Annotated in this window: 14 protein-coding genes; 8 read left to right on the top strand and 6 right to left on the bottom strand. The window is 62.9% G+C overall.

The genetic code is table 11. The features are described from left to right. Positions 1–63 precede the first annotated feature (63 nt). Positions 64–1,506 (top strand): nicotinate phosphoribosyltransferase, encoded by a 1,443-nt coding sequence (locus tag AYM40_RS27385; protein WP_063499262.1) that lies wholly within the window; start codon positions 64–66, stop codon positions 1,504–1,506. Positions 1,507–1,575: 69 nt separating this feature from the next. Here the strand turns inward: AYM40_RS27385 and AYM40_RS27380 are convergent, their stop codons facing one another. Beyond that, on the bottom strand, positions 1,576–3,414 hold the full coding sequence (locus tag AYM40_RS27380; protein WP_063500738.1) for an ATP-binding cassette domain-containing protein: 1,839 nt from the start codon (positions 3,412–3,414) through the stop codon (positions 1,576–1,578). 16 nt (positions 3,415–3,430) lie between these two features. Next, a complete protein-coding gene (locus tag AYM40_RS27375; RefSeq protein ID WP_063499261.1) occupies positions 3,431–4,306 on the bottom strand; it encodes an extracellular solute-binding protein in 876 nt (291 codons plus the stop codon). Between the two features lie 197 nt (positions 4,307–4,503). Between AYM40_RS27375 and AYM40_RS27370 the strand changes: the two genes are divergently transcribed. After that, entirely contained in the window at positions 4,504–5,136 is a 633-nt protein-coding gene (locus AYM40_RS27370; RefSeq protein ID WP_063499260.1) for a nitrogen fixation protein NifQ, read from the top strand. Positions 5,137–5,263: 127 nt separating this feature from the next. Next, on the top strand, positions 5,264–5,587 hold the full coding sequence (locus tag AYM40_RS27365; protein WP_063500737.1) for a winged helix-turn-helix domain-containing protein: 324 nt from the start codon (positions 5,264–5,266) through the stop codon (positions 5,585–5,587). A gap of 75 nt (positions 5,588–5,662) precedes the next feature. On the opposite strand, the gene AYM40_RS27360 is transcribed toward AYM40_RS27365, so the two are convergent. Continuing rightward, positions 5,663–7,012 (bottom strand): DUF2325 domain-containing protein, encoded by a 1,350-nt coding sequence (locus AYM40_RS27360; RefSeq protein ID WP_063499259.1) that lies wholly within the window; start codon positions 7,010–7,012, stop codon positions 5,663–5,665. 541 nt (positions 7,013–7,553) lie between these two features. On the opposite strand from AYM40_RS27360, the gene AYM40_RS27355 reads away from it, so the two are divergent. Both AYM40_RS27355 and AYM40_RS27345 read left to right on the top strand, forming a co-directional pair. Continuing rightward, positions 7,554–8,432 (top strand): 2OG-Fe(II) oxygenase, encoded by an 879-nt coding sequence (locus tag AYM40_RS27355; protein WP_063499258.1) that lies wholly within the window; start codon positions 7,554–7,556, stop codon positions 8,430–8,432. A gap of 308 nt (positions 8,433–8,740) precedes the next feature. After that, positions 8,741–9,622: a 2OG-Fe(II) oxygenase gene (locus AYM40_RS27345; protein ID WP_063499256.1), complete on the top strand. Its 882-nt coding sequence runs from the start codon at positions 8,741–8,743 to the stop codon at positions 9,620–9,622. Positions 9,623–9,641: 19 nt separating this feature from the next. Here AYM40_RS27345 and AYM40_RS27340 read toward each other — a convergent pair whose 3' ends face one another. The 3 genes from AYM40_RS27340 to AYM40_RS27325 all read right to left on the bottom strand — a co-directional run bounded on the left by AYM40_RS27340 (position 9,642) and on the right by AYM40_RS27325 (position 12,908). After that, complete coding sequence (locus AYM40_RS27340; protein WP_063499255.1) at positions 9,642–10,076, bottom strand: GNAT family N-acetyltransferase; 435 nt, start codon at positions 10,074–10,076, stop codon at positions 9,642–9,644. 118 nt (positions 10,077–10,194) lie between these two features. Beyond that, entirely contained in the window at positions 10,195–11,634 is a 1,440-nt protein-coding gene (locus tag AYM40_RS27335) for an MFS transporter (protein ID WP_063499254.1), read from the bottom strand. Between the two features lie 392 nt (positions 11,635–12,026). Continuing rightward, a complete protein-coding gene (locus AYM40_RS27325; RefSeq protein ID WP_063499252.1) occupies positions 12,027–12,908 on the bottom strand; it encodes an isocitrate lyase/PEP mutase family protein in 882 nt (293 codons plus the stop codon). Positions 12,909–13,079: 171 nt separating this feature from the next. On the opposite strand from AYM40_RS27325, the gene prpR reads away from it, so the two are divergent. The 3 genes from prpR (at position 13,080) to ahpF (ending at position 17,534) form a co-directional block, all read left to right on the top strand. Then, the gene (gene prpR / locus AYM40_RS27320; RefSeq protein WP_148662313.1) at positions 13,080–15,077 is read left to right on the top strand and encodes a propionate catabolism operon regulatory protein PrpR; all 1,998 of its coding nucleotides are present in this window, start codon (positions 13,080–13,082) and stop codon (positions 15,075–15,077) included. Between the two features lie 148 nt (positions 15,078–15,225). Next, positions 15,226–15,789: an alkyl hydroperoxide reductase subunit C gene (gene ahpC, locus AYM40_RS27315; protein ID WP_063499251.1), complete on the top strand. Its 564-nt coding sequence runs from the start codon at positions 15,226–15,228 to the stop codon at positions 15,787–15,789. A gap of 152 nt (positions 15,790–15,941) precedes the next feature. Next, positions 15,942–17,534 carry an alkyl hydroperoxide reductase subunit F gene (ahpF, locus tag AYM40_RS27310; RefSeq protein WP_063499250.1) on the top strand — a complete coding sequence of 531 codons (1,593 nt, stop codon included), beginning with the start codon at positions 15,942–15,944 and terminating at the stop codon, positions 17,532–17,534. The last annotated feature ends 281 nt before the right edge of the window (positions 17,535–17,815 follow it).

Here is a 17,815-nt window from a genome sequence, read left to right as displayed (position 1 = left end):
TGCAGCACGACCGCCAGCCGGCCCGATTACCCTTGAGAGAGCCTGACGAGCGCAGCAGCATCCATGCAAAACGATATAAACCCGTTCAACGACATGGCGTCGATCCGGTCCAATCCGATCCTCAACACGGATTCGTACAAGGCGTCGCACTATCTGCAATATCCGCCCGAAGCGTCGGCGATGTTTTCATACATCGAGTCGCGCGGCGGACGCTATGACCGCACGCTGTTCTTCGGTCTGCAGATGCTGATCAAGGAGTATCTGTGCCGCCCGATTACCGCCGAGATGATCGGTCAGGCGAAGGCGTTTTTCACGGCGCATGGCGAGCCGTTCAACGAAGCCGGCTGGCGTTACATCGTCGAACACTATAACGGCTATCTGCCGGTGCGGATTCGCGCGGTGCCGGAAGGCTCGGTCGTGCCCACGCACAACGTTCTGGTCACGGTCGAATGCGACGATCCACAGGTATTCTGGCTGGCCTCGTATCTGGAAACGATGCTAATGCGCGTGTGGTACCCGATTACGGTCGCGACGCAAAGCTGGCATCTGCGCAAAACGATCCGCGCCTATCTGGAGAAGAGTAGCGACGACCTCACGCAATTGCCGTTCAAGCTGCACGATTTCGGTGCGCGCGGCGTGTCGAGTGCGGAGTCGGCGGCGATCGGCGGCTCGGCGCATCTCGTCAATTTCATGGGCTCGGATACGGTGCTTGGCGTAGTTGCCGCGAACCACTACTACAACGAACCGATGGCGGCGTTTTCGGTACCGGCTGCGGAGCACAGCACGATCACGTCATGGGGGCGCGAGCGTGAAACCGACGCGTTCCGCAACATGATCGCGAAGTTCGGCAAGCCGGGAGCGATCGTTTCGGTGGTGTCCGATTCCTACGACCTGTTCGCCGCGCTCGAGGTATGGGGCACGGAGTTGAAGCAGGCGGTGCTCGATTCTGGCGGCACGCTGGTGATCCGGCCCGATTCTGGCGATCCGTTGACGATTGTCCTGCAGACCATGCGGGCGCTCGAGGCGTCGTTCGGTTCAACGGTGAACGGCAAGGGGCGGCGCGTGCTCAATAACGTCCGCGTGATTCAGGGCGACGGCGTGAATCCGGATTCTATCGAGGCGATTCTTGCGGGCATGGACGAAGCCGGCTTTGCAGCGGACAACATCGTCTTCGGCATGGGCGGCGCGTTGCTGCAGCAGATCAACCGCGATACGCAGCGGTTCGCCATGAAGTGTTCGGCGATCCGGCTTGGGGATGAATGGCACGACGTATACAAGGATCCGGTCACCGACACCGGCAAGCGGTCGATGAAAGGGCGGCTTACGTTGCTGGTGAACCGTCACACGGGCGAGTATCGGACGGCGACGCTGCCGGTGGTGGGGGACAGCCGTACCGTTGAAGGGGATTGGGAAGAAGTACTCGTGACCGTTTTCGATTCTGGAAAATTGCTCGTGGATGTGGCGTTTTCTGAAGTCAGGAAGCGGGCGCACGCGAGCGAGGGTTAGCCCGGTGTTGGGCTCTGGCCGCGTTGGCGGCTATACCGTCATGCCGCTGCCAGAGCCAGACCGAATGTGTCAGTTCGCATTCCAGACCGACACGCCCGAACCATCAATATCCATCCGGCAAGGGCTTCCTTCCCGCAGCCGGGTATCTTCGTTCGCGATCTCGAACCGCACCCCCGCGATATTCAGTCGGACATATCGCTCACCGCGCCGTAACTCGACCGCGTCGACCACGCCGGCATAAGCGCCATCGGGCGAAACAACCACGGCGTGCGAAGAGATGCGCCACATCACCCGTTGCCCGGCGGAAATCGCAGAACCGCTGTCGCCTGTCGTTATCACCAAGCCATTGCCAATTTCAACGCGCCCAGGTGCCCTCATCAAACCTTCGCCGACGTTGTGCAAGCCGAGCAGCTCGGCGACCCGCATTGAAGCCGGCCGTTCGAACACCACGTCGATGGAACCCGCCTGCAGCATGCGCCCTTGTTCGACGACCAGCACCTCGTCGGCAAGCAGCGCCGCTTCGTCGGGATCGTGCGTGACGATGATCGTCACCGCCGCAATTTCGCGCTGCAACGCCCGCAGCGACTGCTGCAGACGGCGCCGCCGCGGCGTATCGAGCGCGGCGAACGGCTCGTCGAACAGCAACAATTCGCTATGACGCGTGAGCGCCCGCGCCAGCGCCACACGTTGCCGCTGACCGAACGACAATTGATGCGGCAAGCGTGCGACCAGTTGCGCGAGGCCGAGATGATCGAGCCAGTAACGCGCGCTGGCTGCGTCGGCGTCGACGGGAAATGCGAGTTGCTGCGCGACCGTCATATGCGGAAACAAACCGTAGTCTTGCGGCATGTAGCCGATCTGGCGACGCTCGGGCGGCAATGGGCTCAAGTCGGCTGCACCGAGCCGAACGAAACAGGATGCGTTGGATTCGAGCCCTGCAATCAGACGCAATGCCAGGGATTTGCCGGAACCCGACGGCCCGATGATCGCAAGCCGTCGCGTCGCAGGCGCCCACGCAATGTCGAGCTCGAACGCGCCCAAGCGGCGCTGCAAATGAAAGGCGAGACGGCGATCGGACGTCTCGCCCCGGCTCGCCGTTAGATCCGTGCCGGGTTCCAGCGCGTCGTCGCCGTTTTCGGTTTGTTCGAGCGCGGCTTTCTGCCGAAGGCTATAAATCGATAGCGCCGCGCAGGCAATCGCAATCGCAAGCGTCGGCAGAAGCAGGGGCATCATCGCCGGCAGGCCCTGGCCGCCGAATACGACGTACGTGTAAACCGGCAGCGAGTACGGGTGATAGGCCACCATCACCGTCGCGCCAAATTCACCGAAGGCTCGCAACCACGCGAGCGCGAGCCCCGCGCGAATCGCCGGCCACGCGACCGGCAACATGACGCGGAAAAAACGGCCGCTCGCATGATGGCCGAGCGTCGCGGCCACGTCGTCGAGCACGGGGTCCACGGCGGCGAACGCCGATTTTGCGGCGATGATCAGGAAGGGCGCAGCCACGAAGATTTCCGCGAGCACGATGCCGGCAAACGAATCCGTCAGCGCCCCATTGGTGAAGCGGCCGACCCAGCTATACGGGCCGAGCAGAAACAGGAGCAGCACGCCGCTCGTGAGCGGTGGCAAGGCAAGCGGCAACTGCACGACGAAGCCGAGCAGCGCCATCTTGCGCGAGTTCGAGCGCGCCAGAAAATAGCCGAGCGGCACGCCGCCAAGCAGAATCACGAACGAGGCGACACTGGCGCTCGCCGCCGATACGCCGACCGCTGACCACACTGCGGCCCAGTCGACATTCGGCCAATCGGCCGCGCCGAGTTGCGGCACACTCGCGATAAACGGGGCGCACAGATAGATGGCAAGCAGCCCCGCCAGCCACAGCAGCGGTCGCGCGGCGGATCGGTTCACCGCCTGTTTCACCACCTTATTGCGCGGCGTCGATCACGGCTTGCACCGACGGCGGCATCGCTTGCACGTTGCCGGTCACGGCGGGTTTGATCACATCGACGCCGTGTTGCTCGAGCAGCGCGCGCCCTTGCGCGCTCAGCAGGAAGTCGACGAAGCTGCTCGCGCCCGCATGGTTCGGTGCGTCGCTGAGAATCGTCAGCGTGTAGCTTGCTTTGGCCTGCAATTCGGGCGCCGGACGGATCGCCGGAATTTTCAGGTCGGATGTTTCGGTCGAGTAGAAGAAGCCGGCATCGAGCTGGCCGGATTGCAGGCGGCCCACCAGCGTTTCCTCAGGCAAAACCTGTGCGGGATTTTCAGCTGCGCCCAGCGTCTTTTCGACGAGGTCCGGCTGATGGTAGAGCTCCGCGGCCTTCGTCATCATTTCGACGGTGAATGCCCCTTTGGGATCGAGCTTCGGGTCGGTCCGGCCGATGCGGATGCCGGGTTCCTGCAACACCTGATCCCAGCGCTTGCTCCTGAAGTCCGCGGCGAACTTGCTTTGCGGGTTATAGCCGATCATCAACGGCGATTCGGCGAAGTTCACGTACCACGCGACGTGGTCGCCGTTAGCCTCGCCCATCAGGCTGGCATTCACCTTCGGACTCGCGCTGATGAACACGTCGCCGCGGCGCAGCTTGCCCTTGATCTCGTTAGCGATCTTGTTCGAGCCCGCCGCATAGCCGCGGAAATGCTGGCCGGTGGCCTTTTCGAAAGCAGGTCCCACGCTGCGCTCCATCAGATTGACGAGCGAACCGGCGTACAGCACGTTGACCGTATCGTCCTGCGCGAAGGCGGGCACGGCCGTCACCGCGCCGGCGACAACCACGAAAGATGCAAGCAGCTTGCGAATCATGCGATTAAACCCGATGCGTTATTTAGAGCGCTATATTACGACGTCAGCGCATGGCGTTGTGAAAAGTGGCCGATATGCTTGGCGATATATTGCGTATCGATGCGTTTTTGCGCCGGCGCGGCCATCGCCGCGTAATATACACGCCGACATAACGAGTGAACAAGCCGCTCAGGCGTCGATGCTGGAGATAACCGCGTATGGATAATGCGAATGCGATTGCCGCGCCCGGCACCGAACCGCTGCGTGCGTCGCTCGACGCGCAGGTTGCCGAGCGCACGGCAAAGTGGCTGGCCGCGGCCACGAGCGCTGCGTCGCCCGATACTCAACTGTTCGCGAGACTGATTGCCGCGCGCGACGTGCGCGACGAACTTGCGCTGCCTGGATTGCCGCAGCAGGCGTGGCGCGCACTGCTGGCGCGGCACTTTGTGCACGCGGCCGCGCTTGAGCCCGTGCCTGCGCCTTCGACTGCATTGCCGCCTGTTGACACCAGTGAACACGCGGCATTCGTCGACACGCTACGGGCACTGCTGCTCACGCATTCCAGCACCGCCGTCGACGCGAACGACGCGCTGTGCCTCGCCTCGATCATCGCCCACGCGTGCTTGCGGCCAGATCACCTCTGGCGCGACCTCGGCCTTGCGGGCCGTGAAGAAGTCACATGGATGCTGACGCGTTATTTCCCCACGCTCGTCGGGCTGAATGTCGACAATCTGCGCTGGAAGAAATTCCTCGCCCAGCAGCGCGCGCTTTCGTTAGGGCTTCAGCCCGGCCCGGCTCCCGGTTGTCCGGGCTGCGAAGACTACGGGCATTGCTTCCCCGGCCACCACTGAAGGCCATTCGGCCAGGGTGGCAGCGCGAGACGGTTCGTGTATGCTTTTGCGCATGCCTGATACCGCGAAAACCAAACCAAGACGCGCGACAAAGTCCTTGAAATCGCGCCCCGAAGTGCGCTTCAGAATGCGTATCCGCAGCGGCGACGCCGTCGCGCTCGGGCCTGGCAAAGTCGAACTGCTCGAAGCCGTGCGCGAATACGGCTCGATCTCGGCCGCGGCGCGCAGCCTCGGCATGTCGTACCGTCGTGCATGGCTGCTGATCGACGAACTGAACCGCTCGCTCAAAGCGCCCGCCACCCACTCGGAGCAAGGCGGTCAAAGCGGCGGTGGCTGTACGCTGACGCCGGTGGGCGAAAACATCATTCGTCTTTACCGCGATGTCGAAGTCGAGGCGCAACGAAGCTGCGCGAAACAGATCGCCGAGTTGACCAGGTTGATTCGTTCCTGAGCGGCTGGGGCCGACGGCGCCTCGGTTCAGCGTTCGGCGTTCACGCCTCGCGGTTCGGGGCCGACACCCTGCCGCTCAGCCGTGGCGCAAGCAAAATGCCGAGGGCGGCGGATTGCCCAACTGCGCCAGTTGCCCGGCGCGCAGGCGCTCCACCAATTCGACAAAGCTCGCCACGCTGGCTGTGCGCAGCGGGTAGTAGTCGATCTGATGGCGCTCACACACCTTTTTGAGCGTATTCATCGAATCGTGAGCGACGCAGTCGACCGGAAACACGACGATATCCGCACCCGGCAACGCAGCGGCGAGCAGACCTTTGCGATCTTCCACGCCGCCGTCGTGCACCACGAAATCACCGCCGGCGGCGCCCACCAGCCGCTTGAGCGCGGCATTCGAGCCGGGACGGCCGCCCACATACACAATCCGTTTGCCGCGCACGCTGTCGAGGCTGGCTTGCTGCGTCCCCGCGCCATGGCTGTGGGCAGCATCCACCGTCGCGCGTTCCAGCGCATCGCATTCGCTTTGCACCAGTTCGAGAAGCGCCAACGCCTGATCGCGGCTTTTGCGTAACGCGAGCGCCGCGTCTTGTTCCTGCAGCGCACGCTGTTCAGCGGCCTCACGGCGGCTCGTATGCAGCGCCATCCGCTGGTTGGTGTCGGCCAGCTTGTCGCGCAGCCTTGATATCTCGGCTTCGAGATCGGCGGGATCCGTCGGCGGCTGGCGCGTGGCCAAGGCGGTGAGTTGCGCGATCTGCTGGTTGAGCGCGGCGATCGATGCGTCGCGCTGCATGCTGAGTTGCTGCAAGCGGCTTTGCTGCCGCTCGGCTTTCTCCTTCAACTCGGCGTTTTCCGTTTCGAGCGCAACCAGCCTGCGGATATCCGCGCGATTCGCCGCGCCAACCAGATGCGACAGCATGTGCAATTCGCCGAACGCTCTCCGGCGCACGTACAAGGTCGCATACGGATGCGTCATCAAAGCCCAGTAAGCAGGCGGGATGTCGCCGCTCTTCAGCGCTTCGTCCCAGAGCTTCAGCAGTTCGACGTCGTCGGCGGCTTTGTCGAAGCGGCGGATTGCCGCCGCATAGTGCTCGTCAAGCAGCTTGTGCAGAGCTTTGGCGCCCGCGCCGCCATCGATCGCGAGTTCGACGGCCGAGTGATGAATCTCCAGATCGCTCGCGTCCCGGCTATTGAGGCCGGTGAATTTAGGCACCAGTTTGCGCAGTTCGTGCGTGCTGAGACAGGTGCCGATGATCGAACAATGCAGTTGGCCATCGAGCTCGGCGAGGCGCGCGCGCCGTCTGGCGGTCGGGAGCGATACCTTGGCGGGCGTGCAGCACGGATCGGCCGGGCCCAAGCCGGCGCCGGCGAGTTCGTCGCTGGACAGCTTGAGACGCGGGGGCTTGGCAAGACGAAACGGGGGCGTGTGCATGAGGACCTCGAATCCGGTTCTGGCGTCAGGCGGGCTGAACGTGCGTGCCGGACGCGCGCGCCATGCGGGCGCCGCTGGCGATATAGTTGCACGTATATAACGATGGACAAACGAAAACCGCACCGCTGCTGGCTCCTGCTTGCTTGTTTCGCTTCGTCGTGCGCGGGTGACGGGCGAGCCATCGCGCGCCACGAAGCATATCGTGATATTCGACAGGATATAACGAAAAGGCGGCGTGAGGGTAGCGAAAGCGGTTTTACCTGGCTTGCGCGAACTCGAGAAACGCCTGCACGGCCAGCGCCCGTTCGAACTTTCGATAGGCAATGGCGACGATATTTTGCCGTCCGCCCAGGTGTCGCCCCCCGATAGCTGCTTAGTCGTCCGCCCAGGTGTCGCCCCTCGATAGCTGCTTAGTCGTCCGCCCAGGCGTCACCCCCCCCGATAGCGGGCTAGTCGTCCAGCCCGGCGCACTCTACCGAGCCTTGCTATGAACCGGCCAGTTGATGCAGTATTTCGTGACGTGGACAAGCGGGGGAGTTCTATGCCAGTAGTGGATGCATCGTGGGAAGCATGGCTGAGCAGCAATGCAGCGCGTGGTTGCAGCATCGACTCGATGATCGACGCGATGGTGCAAGCCGGTTTCGCCACGGAAGCCGCGCGCGCGGAAGTGCACAAGGCGTTCGGCAAGAATCCGGCGGACGCAGGGGGCTCGCCACCGGCAGCGGCTGAGGCCGCGCTGGTAAAAGCCGGGCCGCAAACCTACCAGTACGATGCGTCGCCTGTTGCGCGCGGCAATGTGATCCGTGCGCACGATCGCGACGTCCGCGTGTTGATGCGCTGCGAGCGGCCGCAAGTGATTGTGTTCGCGGATGTGCTGTCACCTGACGAATGCGACGCGATGATCGAACGCTCGCGTCATCGGCTGAAGCGCTCGACCACGGTCAATCCCGACACCGGCAAGGAAGACGTAATCCTCAACCGCACCAGCGAAGGCATCTGGTACCAGCGCGGGGAAGACGCGTTCATCGAACAGATGGACCGCCGCATATCGAGTCTGATGAACTGGCCGGTTGAAAACGGCGAAGGGCTGCAGATTCTGCATTACGGCACGAGCGGCGAATATCGCCCGCACTTCGATTATTTCCCGCCCGATCAGGGCGGCAGCGCGGTGCATACCGCCCAAGGCGGCCAGCGCGTGGCGACCCTGGTGATCTATCTGAACGACGTGCCCGACGGCGGCGAAACGATTTTCCCGGAAGCGGGCATCTCAGTCGCGGCAGTAAAGGGTGGCGCGGTCTATTTCCGCTATATGAACGGCCAGCGGCAACTCGATCCGCTGACCTTGCACGGCGGCGCACCGGTGCTCGGCGGCGACAAATGGATCATGACGAAGTGGATGCGCGAGCGGGCCTACGGCTGAGGCGCGCGCTATTCGGCCGCACGACGTGCGGCGGCTTTGCCCGCCGGGCCGTTAACCGTGCCGCAACGGCTGCCGGCGATCAGGCACATCTCGTCCGCCCAGGGACGGCCGAGTAGTAAATTTCGTAGGTCGCGCCGCGTCGAATCCGACGCTGAATGCGTTTCAGCCAAGACCCATTTCCGAATCGTCGCGTGAAATACGACGGGATGGCCACCTATCATCCTTTGCTTTCCTCAGCATCGCCCGATTGGCCGCGCGTCCGGTCTGCGCGCGCTGAACGAGCGAACTCTGAATGTGGGATGAGACGTATGCCTGTCGTAAACGATGCCGTGAAAACCTGGTTGAACAGTCATGTCGAGCGCGGCTTTAGCCCTGCGGTGTTGGTGGATGCCATGGTGGGCGCCGGCTTCGAGTCGGAACTTGCGCGAGCCACGGTGAACGCTTCGTTCGAGGCTACCGGAGCGGCTCGCGTGGCTCCTGTTGCTGTTGCCGCCGCCGCGCGATGCGGTGTCGAGGCGGCCACAGGCGAATACCGCTACGATCCGGCGCCGGTCGCGGCGGGCAATCTGATTCGTGCCTACGATCGCGACGTCAAGGTGCTGATGCGCTGCGAGCGGCCGCAGATCGTCGCGTTCGCCGATGTGATGTCGGACGAAGAATGCGACGAGATGATCGAACGGTCGCGCCCCTTGCTCAAGCGGTCCACTACCGTCAATCCTGAGAACGGCTCGAATGACGTGATTCCGAATCGCACCAGCGAAGGCGCCTGGTATCACCGAGGTGCGGACCCATTCCTCGAACGGCTCGAACAGCGCTTTGCCAGCTTGATGAACTGGCCGGTCGAGAATGGTGAAGGGTTGCAGGTGCTGAGGTATGGGGTCGGCGCCGAGTATCGGTCACATTTCGATTATTTTCCGCCTGCGCAGACGGGCAGTGCCGTGCATATGGCGCGCGGCGGGCAGCGGGTTGCGACGCTGGTTTTGTACCTCAACGACGTGGCTGCGGGAGGGGAGACTTTTTTCCCCGATGCTGGCGTGTCGATTGCCCCGAGGCGGGGTGGCGCTGTCTATTTTCGCTACATGAACGGGGCGCGGCAGCTCGATCCTTTGAGCTTGCATGGGGGCGCACCGGTTCTGGCAGGCGAGAAGTGGATCATGACCAAGTGGGTCAGGGAAGGGGTTTTTGCTTAGTGCCCCCGGCGCGTTTCGCTCAAGCCGTCTTGTAGACGTCCGGATTGTGCAGTTCCATATAGCGCTCCGGCGCCGTCAGTTCCTTGAAACCGTGCGGTTTGTAGACGTGGTGAGCGTCTGTCGTCACCAGCACGATTCTGCGCAAGCCGGTCAGCGAGGGGCTGGCGAATACGTGCTTCATCAACGCTGACGCGTATCCTTTGCCACGGTGCGCCGGCAGCACGAAGACATCGCACAGGTAGGCGAATGTCGCCTGGTCGGTTACCAGGCGAGCAAAAGCGATCTGCCTGCCTTCGATATACGCGCCGAAACATAGCGACCCCTCTATCGCCCGGTCGAACGTCTCGCGTGGCATGCCCTTCGCCCATGCCGTCTCCTGCGAGAGGAACGCGTAGATCATCTCGATGTCGAGGTCGGCCTTGTTGCCCGAAATCGTCAGCTCGTTTTCTTGCACCGCGTGTCTCCGCCTGTGCTGGTTAAGCAATCAAAGGATGCGGCGCCGGTTGGGCGCTGCTGCTTCAATTCCCGCTTCAATTCCCGCTTCAAACCCTGCCACCCGGCCCGCGTTGCGCTCAGCTCTTCGCCGGGTCCTCGACGCTGCGCGAACCGCCGCCGATACTCTGTCCGGCATCGCGTGCGAGCGCCAGGTAGCCGGTCACGGACACCAGCGTCAGCACCCCGGCGAACAGAAACGCCAGGCGGAAATCGTCCAGGGTGAATACATGGCCGGTCGTCTCGCCGTTGAAGAGCGCTGCCGCACGCAGCGAGACGGCACCGAAGGCAATGCCCAAACCGATCGTCATCTGGGCCGCGGCGCTCCATAGCGTGCTCGCTGCGCTCATCTGCGGTTGGGCGACGTCGGCGTAGGCGAGGGTGGCGAGCGTCGAGAATTGCATCGAGCGCGCTACGCCGTAAATGAACACGACGAACAACACCAGCATGAGCGGCACGTTCGGTGTCAACATCCCGCAGGCAATGATGAAAACACCGGCCACCGTCACATCGACAATCGACACCATCCGGAAACCGTAGCGTTGCAAGATGCGTGTGGTGAGTGCCTTCATGCCGAGGTTGCCGAGCGCGCTCGCGAGCAACAACAGGCCCGATTTGAACGCCGACAACCCAAAACCGACCTGGAACAGCAGCGGCATCAGATACGGAACCGCGCCGATACCGATGCGGGTGAACGAACCGGTCACCACTGTCACGGAAAAAGTCGGGATTTTCAGCGTGGATACATCGATCAGCGGATACGGATGACGCTTCGCATGCTGGAACGCCACCACGCCCATCAGCAATCCGCCGGCGATGATCGCGCCAGCCACCCAGGGATTCTCGCCGGGTTGGCTAGCCAGTTCCGCACCATAGAGAATCGCCGTCAGCGTCGTGGCGCTCAGCAGGAGGCCAACGACGTCGAGCGGTTTGCGTTCGGTGCCGCGCAGGTTCGGCACCAGCGCGAGCGCAACGGCCATTGCTGCCAGACCGAAGGGCACGTTCAGCAGAAAGATCCAGCGCCACGACGCATACGTGGTGATGAAGCCGCCCACCGGCGGTCCGACCACCGGCGCAGCAATGGCCGGCCATGTGATGGTCGAGATCGCCTGCATCATGCGGCTCTTCTCCGTGTTGCGGACCACGATCAACCGGCCCACCGGCACCATCATCGCGCCGCCCATGCCTTGCAGCAGCCGCGCGGCCGTAAATTCAGTCACGTTCTGCGACAGGCCGCACAACACCGAAGCCACCGTGAACACGCCGATCGCGCTGAAGAACACCGTGCGCGAGCCGCAGCGGTCGGCGACCCAGCCGCTCGCCGGGATGAAAATCGCCAGCGCCAGCATATAGGCCGTCATGCCGAGGCTCAGGCTGTTCGGCCCGACGCCGAACGAGTGCGCCATCTGTGGCAGCGCGGTCGCGATCACCGTGGTGTCGAGGTACTCCATGAAGAACGTGGCCGCGACGATATACGGCAGCCAGCCGATGTGCGAGTTGCGTGCGCCGCCGCCGGTCATTGCGCCTTCCTCATCGCACCGCGCGCGGATTCGATGACGCCGCCACCGTGCCGGCGCGTACCGCGAGATGGTTCTGACTTCATATTCTTGCGACTACCTTTCGGAAACGTGTTTCCGGCATGCGTGTATAGAAGACGATCAATGAAATCGCGGCCCATACGCTGACGTACCTGGAACAATAGGGTCATGGCCGCTAGCCTTGAATCGTAACGCAACAAACCCGCTTGTACCGCCGAGGATCGCAATGGTCAGTGCGTAAGGCAAGCCGACGACACGGCGGTGTTGACGGTATCAACGCCGTGTTCGCGGCTCGTTTCGGTTGCAAAAGGCCTCTGGTCTCCCGCTTTCAGGTCGTGATGGACTTGCGCACCGTCTCGCGCTGTCCATGTGGCTCAGTCCTTCGCCGCGTATTCCCGATCGAGTTTGTCATACAGCGGTTTGTTCACAAGGCGCTGGCGTTCGCTGAACGGCGCGACTAGCGTCGCGTCTTCATCGAGGCGGCCATTGCTCTTCAACGTACCGAGCGCGCGCTGCATGCCGAGCACCGCGCCTTGCAGTGCCGCGTTCGCATACAGGACGATCCCGTAGCCAAGTTTGGCGAGCGCTTCGCGCGATTGCACCGGCGTCTTGCCGCCGATCACGATGTTGATCAGTTGCGGCTTGTCGAACAGCGACGGCAAACGCTCGATGTCGGCAAGCGATTCGGTCGCTTCGATAAACAGAATGTCCGCGCCGGCCTCGATGAAGCGATGGCCGCGTTCGATCGCGTCTTCGATGCCGTGGACCGCGGCCGAATCGGTGCGCGCCATGATCTGCAGATTGCCGTCTTCGCGCGCATCGACTGCCGCGCGGATCTTGCCGACCATCTCGCTTGTGCTGACCACTTCCTTGCCGGCGAAGTGGCCGCATTTCTTAGGCATGATCTGGTCTTCGAACTGGATCACGTCGGCACCGCTGCGCTCGAGCACGCGCACGGTCTGGCGCACGTTCAGCGCGTTGCCGAAGCCGGTGTCGGCGTCGACGATCAGCGGCAGCGCGACCGCGTCGCGAATCCGCGCGCAATGCTCGGCGACTTCGGCAAGGCCGATGAAGCCGAGATCGGGCAGGCCGAGCGACATGTTGGTGACGCCCGCGCCCGTGATGTAGATCGCTTCGAAGCCGGCGTCTTCGATCACGCGCGCACTCATTGCGTTGAAGGCGCCCGGCACGAGCAGGCCCTGGCGTTGGTTGACTTTGGCGCGGAAGTTGGCGCGGCGGGTAGCGGAAGTGGTCATGACTGTATATCTCCAGATAGGGAAGCGAGTAATAGAACGCTGACTCGAATTTGCAGGAAGCATGCCATTCGCGGGCTCTCAGGATTTGTGCCGAGCAATCAGCAGGTTAGGCGAAAAGAGAACGGTGACGCGGTTCATGGCAGAATACTGGAACGTTCCATGAAACGTTTCATGAAACGTTCCAGTCACGAGCGGAGCGTTGCGGTGCCCACTTTCACGTCGTCCCTTGCCAATCCCCATCCCGGCCGCCCAGGCGTTGCCTTGGTCAGTATCAGCCGCTTGCAATCGCTTTGCGAGACAGTCGCGCCGCGTTACACCGGGCGAGCCCGGTTCTTTTCGGTCCGGGAAGGTTACGGTGCCGCCGTCACGGCCCTGCAGGCCTATGTGGACGCGGGTTCGGTCGATGTCGTGCTGGCAGCCGGATCGAACGGCGCCTACCTGCGCGACAACCTGAGCGTGCCGGTGGTGATGGTCAAGGTGAACGGCTTCGACGTGCTGAGCGCAATCACCCGCGCCACGACGACCTGGCCTGGCGCGCAGATCGGTCTTGTCCTGCACGAAACCATCTCGCACGAACTCGCGGACCTGAGCGCGTGGCTGAACGTCGGCCTGAAACAGCGCGCCTACCGCTCGGTCGACGAAGTGCGGCTCGCGGTCACCGGCCTCGCAGCAGAGGGCTGCAGCGTCATCATCGGTCCCGGCATGGCCTGCGATTTTGCCCAGCAAGCCGGTCTGGAGAGCGTCTTCCTGTACTCGCTGGGCGCGGTCGAAGAAGCGTTCGAACGCTCGGTCGAACTGGCGCGCGTGAGCCGCCAGAAGGAATCGAAGCGGGTACGCCTGAACACGATCGTCGCCCATCTGCGCGACGGCGTGGCCGCCTTCGACGACGCCGGTCGGCTCGAAGCAGTCAATCCGGCGATGCTCGATCTGCTCGGACTCGACCGCGAACAGGACGTCCCGGCGCAATTGACGCGCGCCATTGGCCCGTTGCTGCGCGAGACGCTCGGGCACGACATGCCGGTCGAGGAGCGTATCGAGCAGATCGGCGGCCGCGCGCTGATCGTCAACTGTGTGCCGATCGTCGAGCAGGGCTTGCGTTCCGGCTCGGTGGTCACGGTGCAGGACGCGCTGGTCGCGCAGCGGATCGACCGCTCGCTGCGTACCAGCCAGCGGCCGAAGCATCTGGTCGCGCGGCACCATCTGGACGACCTGGTCGGCAGCTCGGCGGCACTCGAGCGGGTGCGGAGGCTTGTGCGCGCGGGCGCGGCTCACGATGCCACCGTGCTGTTGAGCGGGGAAAGCGGCACCGGCAAGGAACTGGTCGCGCAGGGCATCCACAATGCCAGCCGGCGGCGCGGCAATCCGTTTGTCGCCTTCAATTGCGCGGCGCTCCCTGAAGGGCTGATCGAAAGCGAACTGTTCGGTCATGAGGAAGGCGCGTTCACCGGCGCGCGCCGGGGCGGCAAGCCGGGCCTCTTCGAAATCGCCCATACCGGCACGATTTTTCTCGACGAAATCGGCGAGATGCCGGCAGCGCTGCAAAGCCGGCTGCTGCGGGTGTTGCAGGAGCGTGAGGTCATGAAGCTCGGCTCCGGGCGCGCGACCCCCGTCGACGTGCGGGTGATTGCCGCCACGCATCGCGATCTGCACGCGCTGGTCGAGCAGAGCGTGTTTCGCGCAGATCTGTATTTTCGGCTGAATCTGCTCCAGATAGAATTGCCGGCGCTGCGCGAAAGACGCGGCGACATCGCGCAACTGGCGCGGCATTTGTTGAACCGCAGCGCGCTCCAATACGGGCTGTCGGGTGCCGCGCTCGAGCGGGTGCTGGCGTTCCTCACGCCTTTGTTCGAGCACTATGCGTGGCCAGGCAATGTGCGGGAGCTGGAAAATCTGCTGGCGCGCGCCGCGATTTATCTGAGCGATTCGGCCGCCGAGGGCTGGCAGGACCTGCAGACGGTGTTTCCGGAATTCGGGCGGATGCGGCAGACGGCCGCGGACGTGCATGACGCCATGGCTCACGCCCACGCCGCCGGCGACGCCTCAGGCCGTCGCTCACCCACCCGCGAGGATGTCATACGCGCTCTCGAACAGGCCGGCGGCAATCGCGCTGCGGCAAGCCGGGCGTTGGGAATCGGCCGCACAACCCTTTGGCGGCTCATGAGGGACTGACCCGAGGATTGGTGCGGTGCAATAGCCACCGGTAGCCGTTATAATAGCGACAAACTATTGTCATAATTAAAACACACCACTTTACCTATTAAGTAACGTCTGACATACTGACTCCACTTTCCAACCACTCCGAAAGAGGACTCAGTAAATGCCGATCATCAACAGTCAAGTCAAACCGTTCAAGGCACAGGCTTATCACAATGGCGATTTCCAGACCGTCACTGAAGAGAGCCTGAAGGGCAAGTGGTCGGTTTTCGTTTTCTACCCGGCTGACTTCACGTTTGTCTGCCCGACCGAACTGGGTGACCTGGCCGATCGTTACGCCGAATTCAAGAAGCTCGGCGTCGAAATCTACAGCGTGTCGACCGATACGCACTTCACGCACAAGGCATGGCACGACACGTCGGACACGATCCAGAAGATCAAGTACCCGATGCTCGCTGACCCGACGCTGGCAATCTCGCGCAACTTCGACGTGCTGATCGAAGAAGAAGGTCTGGCACTGCGCGGCACGTTCGTGATCAACCCGGAAGGCGAGATCAAGCTGGCCGAAATTCACGACAACGGCATTGGCCGTGACGCTGGCGAACTGTTGCGCAAGGTTCAAGCTGCGCAATACATCGCGGCTCACCCGGGTGAAGTTTGCCCCGCCAAGTGGACGCCGGGCGCTGAAACGCTGACCCCGTCGCTCGACCTGATCGGCAAGATCTAAGGTCTAAAAGCCTCTCGCAATAAGCGCCTCACGGCGCACCGCCGTGCGAACCGCTTCTTACAGCGGTTCGCGCGTCCCTGGGCTGCGCGCCTTCTATCCGGATGCGTGCGGCGCCCGGGGTCCAACACCCCACGTCACGGAATCGAATAGCCATGCTGGACGCCAATCTCAAGACTCAGTTGAAATCCTACCTCGAAAAGGTTAGCAGGCCTATCGAGATCGTCGCCTCGCTCGACGACAGCGCGAAATCGCAAGAGCTGCTGGCATTGCTGAACGATATCGGGACATTGTCGGAACGCGTCGCCGTGATCGAACGTCGCGGCGACAGCGAGCGCAAGCCGTCGTTTTCGATCGGCGAGCCGGGTAAGGAAACGGGCATCCGTTTCGCCGGCATTCCGATGGGGCATGAATTCACGTCGCTCGTCCTCGCGCTTTTGCAGGTCGGCGGCCATCCGGTCAAGCTCGACGATGCGGTGATCGAACAGATCCGCAGCCTGGACGGCGACTATCAATTCGAAACGTATTTTTCGCTGTCGTGTCAGAACTGCCCGGAAGTCGTGCAGGCACTGAACGTGATGGCGCTGATCAACCCGCGCATCCGCCACGTGGCGATCGACGGCGCGCTGTTCCAGAACGAAGTCGAAGCGCGCCAGATCATGGCGGTACCGACCATGTTCATGAACGGCGAAGTGTTCGGCCAGGGCCGCAGCGGTGTTAAGGAAATCCTCGCGAAGCTCGACACCAATGCCGGTGCGCGAGCGGCCAGGGAACTGGAAAAGAAGCCGGTGTTCGATACGCTGATCGTCGGCGGCGGTCCTGCGGGCGCGGCGGCTGCGATTTACTCGGCGCGTAAGGGTATCGCGACGGGTGTCGTGGCGGAGCGCTTCGGCGGCCAGGTGCTCGATACGCTGGCGATCGAGAACTTCGTCTCCGTGACGGAAACGGAGGGGCCGAAGTTCGCCACGGCGCTTGAACAGCACGTGAAGTGCTACGAAGTCGACATCATGGACGTGCAGCGCGCTGAAGCGCTGATCCCGGGCCGCATCAACGAGGTGCGTCTGGCGAACGGCGCGGTGCTGAAGGCGAAGACCATCATTCTGGCGACCGGTGCCCGCTGGCGCGAAATCAATGTGCCGGGCGAGCGCGAGTACCGTAACCACGGCGTGGCGTACTGCCCGCATTGCGATGGTCCGCTGTTCAAGGGCAAGCGCGTTGCGGTGATCGGCGGCGGCAACTCGGGCGTCGAAGCGGCGATCGATCTCGCGGGTATCGTGCGTGAAGTCACGCTGTTCGAATTCGGCGCACAACTGCGTGCCGACGAAGTGCTGCAACGCAAGCTGCGCAGCCTCGCCAATGTGACGATCGTCACGCAGGCGCAGACCACGGAAATCACCGGCGACGGCAAGAAGGTCAATGGTCTGGTCTACAAGGACTTGCGTTCGGGCGAAACGAAGAACATCGAACTCGAAGGCGTGTTCGTGCAGATCGGTCTCGTGCCGAACACCGAATGGCTGAAGGGCACGGTCGAATTGTCGAAGCACGGCGAGATCGTCGTCGATGCACGCGGCGCGACTTCGGTGCCGGGTGTGTTCGCCGCCGGCGACGTGACCACGGTTCCGTTCAAGCAGATCGTGATTGCAGTGGGCGAGGGCGCGAAGGCATCGCTCTCCGCCTTCGATCATCTGATTCGCAGCAGTGATGCAGAGGAAGTGGTGAGCGAAGCGGAAGCCGAAGCGACAGTTTGATGTGCTGCTTATGTGAGTAATGGGCGGCGGCCTTCGGGCCGCCGTTTTTGTTTATGGCGGGACCGGACCCGCGTCAATGCGGGCTTGATCATTCGGTGATTTCCGCTGAACGCGGAGCCCATGCCCCGAAGTGCACTGCAGCAAATTGGCAAACACCCGTTTCATTCACCCGCTCGACGCCCACCCCCGCTGCCGCACCCACGGCCCCTTTGTTTGGAGCCTCCCACCTGGGCCAATTCCTTGGCTATCCCGCCCGTCTGGCCATATAAATCTGGGAGCCG

The organism is Paraburkholderia phytofirmans OLGA172 (assembly GCF_001634365.1).
Taxonomy (GTDB): Bacteria; Pseudomonadota; Gammaproteobacteria; order Burkholderiales; family Burkholderiaceae; genus Paraburkholderia.
Note: the sequence above shows the minus strand (reverse complement) of the source record. Positions and strands in the feature narration are given on the sequence as shown.

What these genes read in the sequence shown, in the direction of transcription:
- AYM40_RS27385 (WP_063499262.1), top strand. Translation starts at nt 64, where the DNA reads ATGCAAAACGATATAAACCCGTTCAACGACATGGCGTCGATCCGGTCC.
- AYM40_RS27375 (WP_063499261.1), bottom strand. Translation starts at nt 4,306, where the DNA reads ATGATTCGCAAGCTGCTTGCATCTTTCGTGGTTGTCGCCGGCGCGGTG.
- AYM40_RS27370 (WP_063499260.1), top strand. Translation starts at nt 4,504, where the DNA reads ATGGATAATGCGAATGCGATTGCCGCGCCCGGCACCGAACCGCTGCGT.
- AYM40_RS27365 (WP_063500737.1), top strand. Translation starts at nt 5,264, where the DNA reads ATGCGTATCCGCAGCGGCGACGCCGTCGCGCTCGGGCCTGGCAAAGTC.
- AYM40_RS27360 (WP_063499259.1), bottom strand. Translation starts at nt 7,012, where the DNA reads ATGCACACGCCCCCGTTTCGTCTTGCCAAGCCCCCGCGTCTCAAGCTG.
- AYM40_RS27355 (WP_063499258.1), top strand. Translation starts at nt 7,554, where the DNA reads ATGCCAGTAGTGGATGCATCGTGGGAAGCATGGCTGAGCAGCAATGCA.
- AYM40_RS27345 (WP_063499256.1), top strand. Translation starts at nt 8,741, where the DNA reads ATGCCTGTCGTAAACGATGCCGTGAAAACCTGGTTGAACAGTCATGTC.
- AYM40_RS27335 (WP_063499254.1), bottom strand. Translation starts at nt 11,634, where the DNA reads ATGACCGGCGGCGGCGCACGCAACTCGCACATCGGCTGGCTGCCGTAT.
- AYM40_RS27325 (WP_063499252.1), bottom strand. Translation starts at nt 12,908, where the DNA reads ATGACCACTTCCGCTACCCGCCGCGCCAACTTCCGCGCCAAAGTCAAC.
- prpR (WP_148662313.1), top strand. Translation starts at nt 13,080, where the DNA reads ATGAAACGTTCCAGTCACGAGCGGAGCGTTGCGGTGCCCACTTTCACG.
- ahpC (WP_063499251.1), top strand. Translation starts at nt 15,226, where the DNA reads ATGCCGATCATCAACAGTCAAGTCAAACCGTTCAAGGCACAGGCTTAT.
- ahpF (WP_063499250.1), top strand. Translation starts at nt 15,942, where the DNA reads ATGCTGGACGCCAATCTCAAGACTCAGTTGAAATCCTACCTCGAAAAG.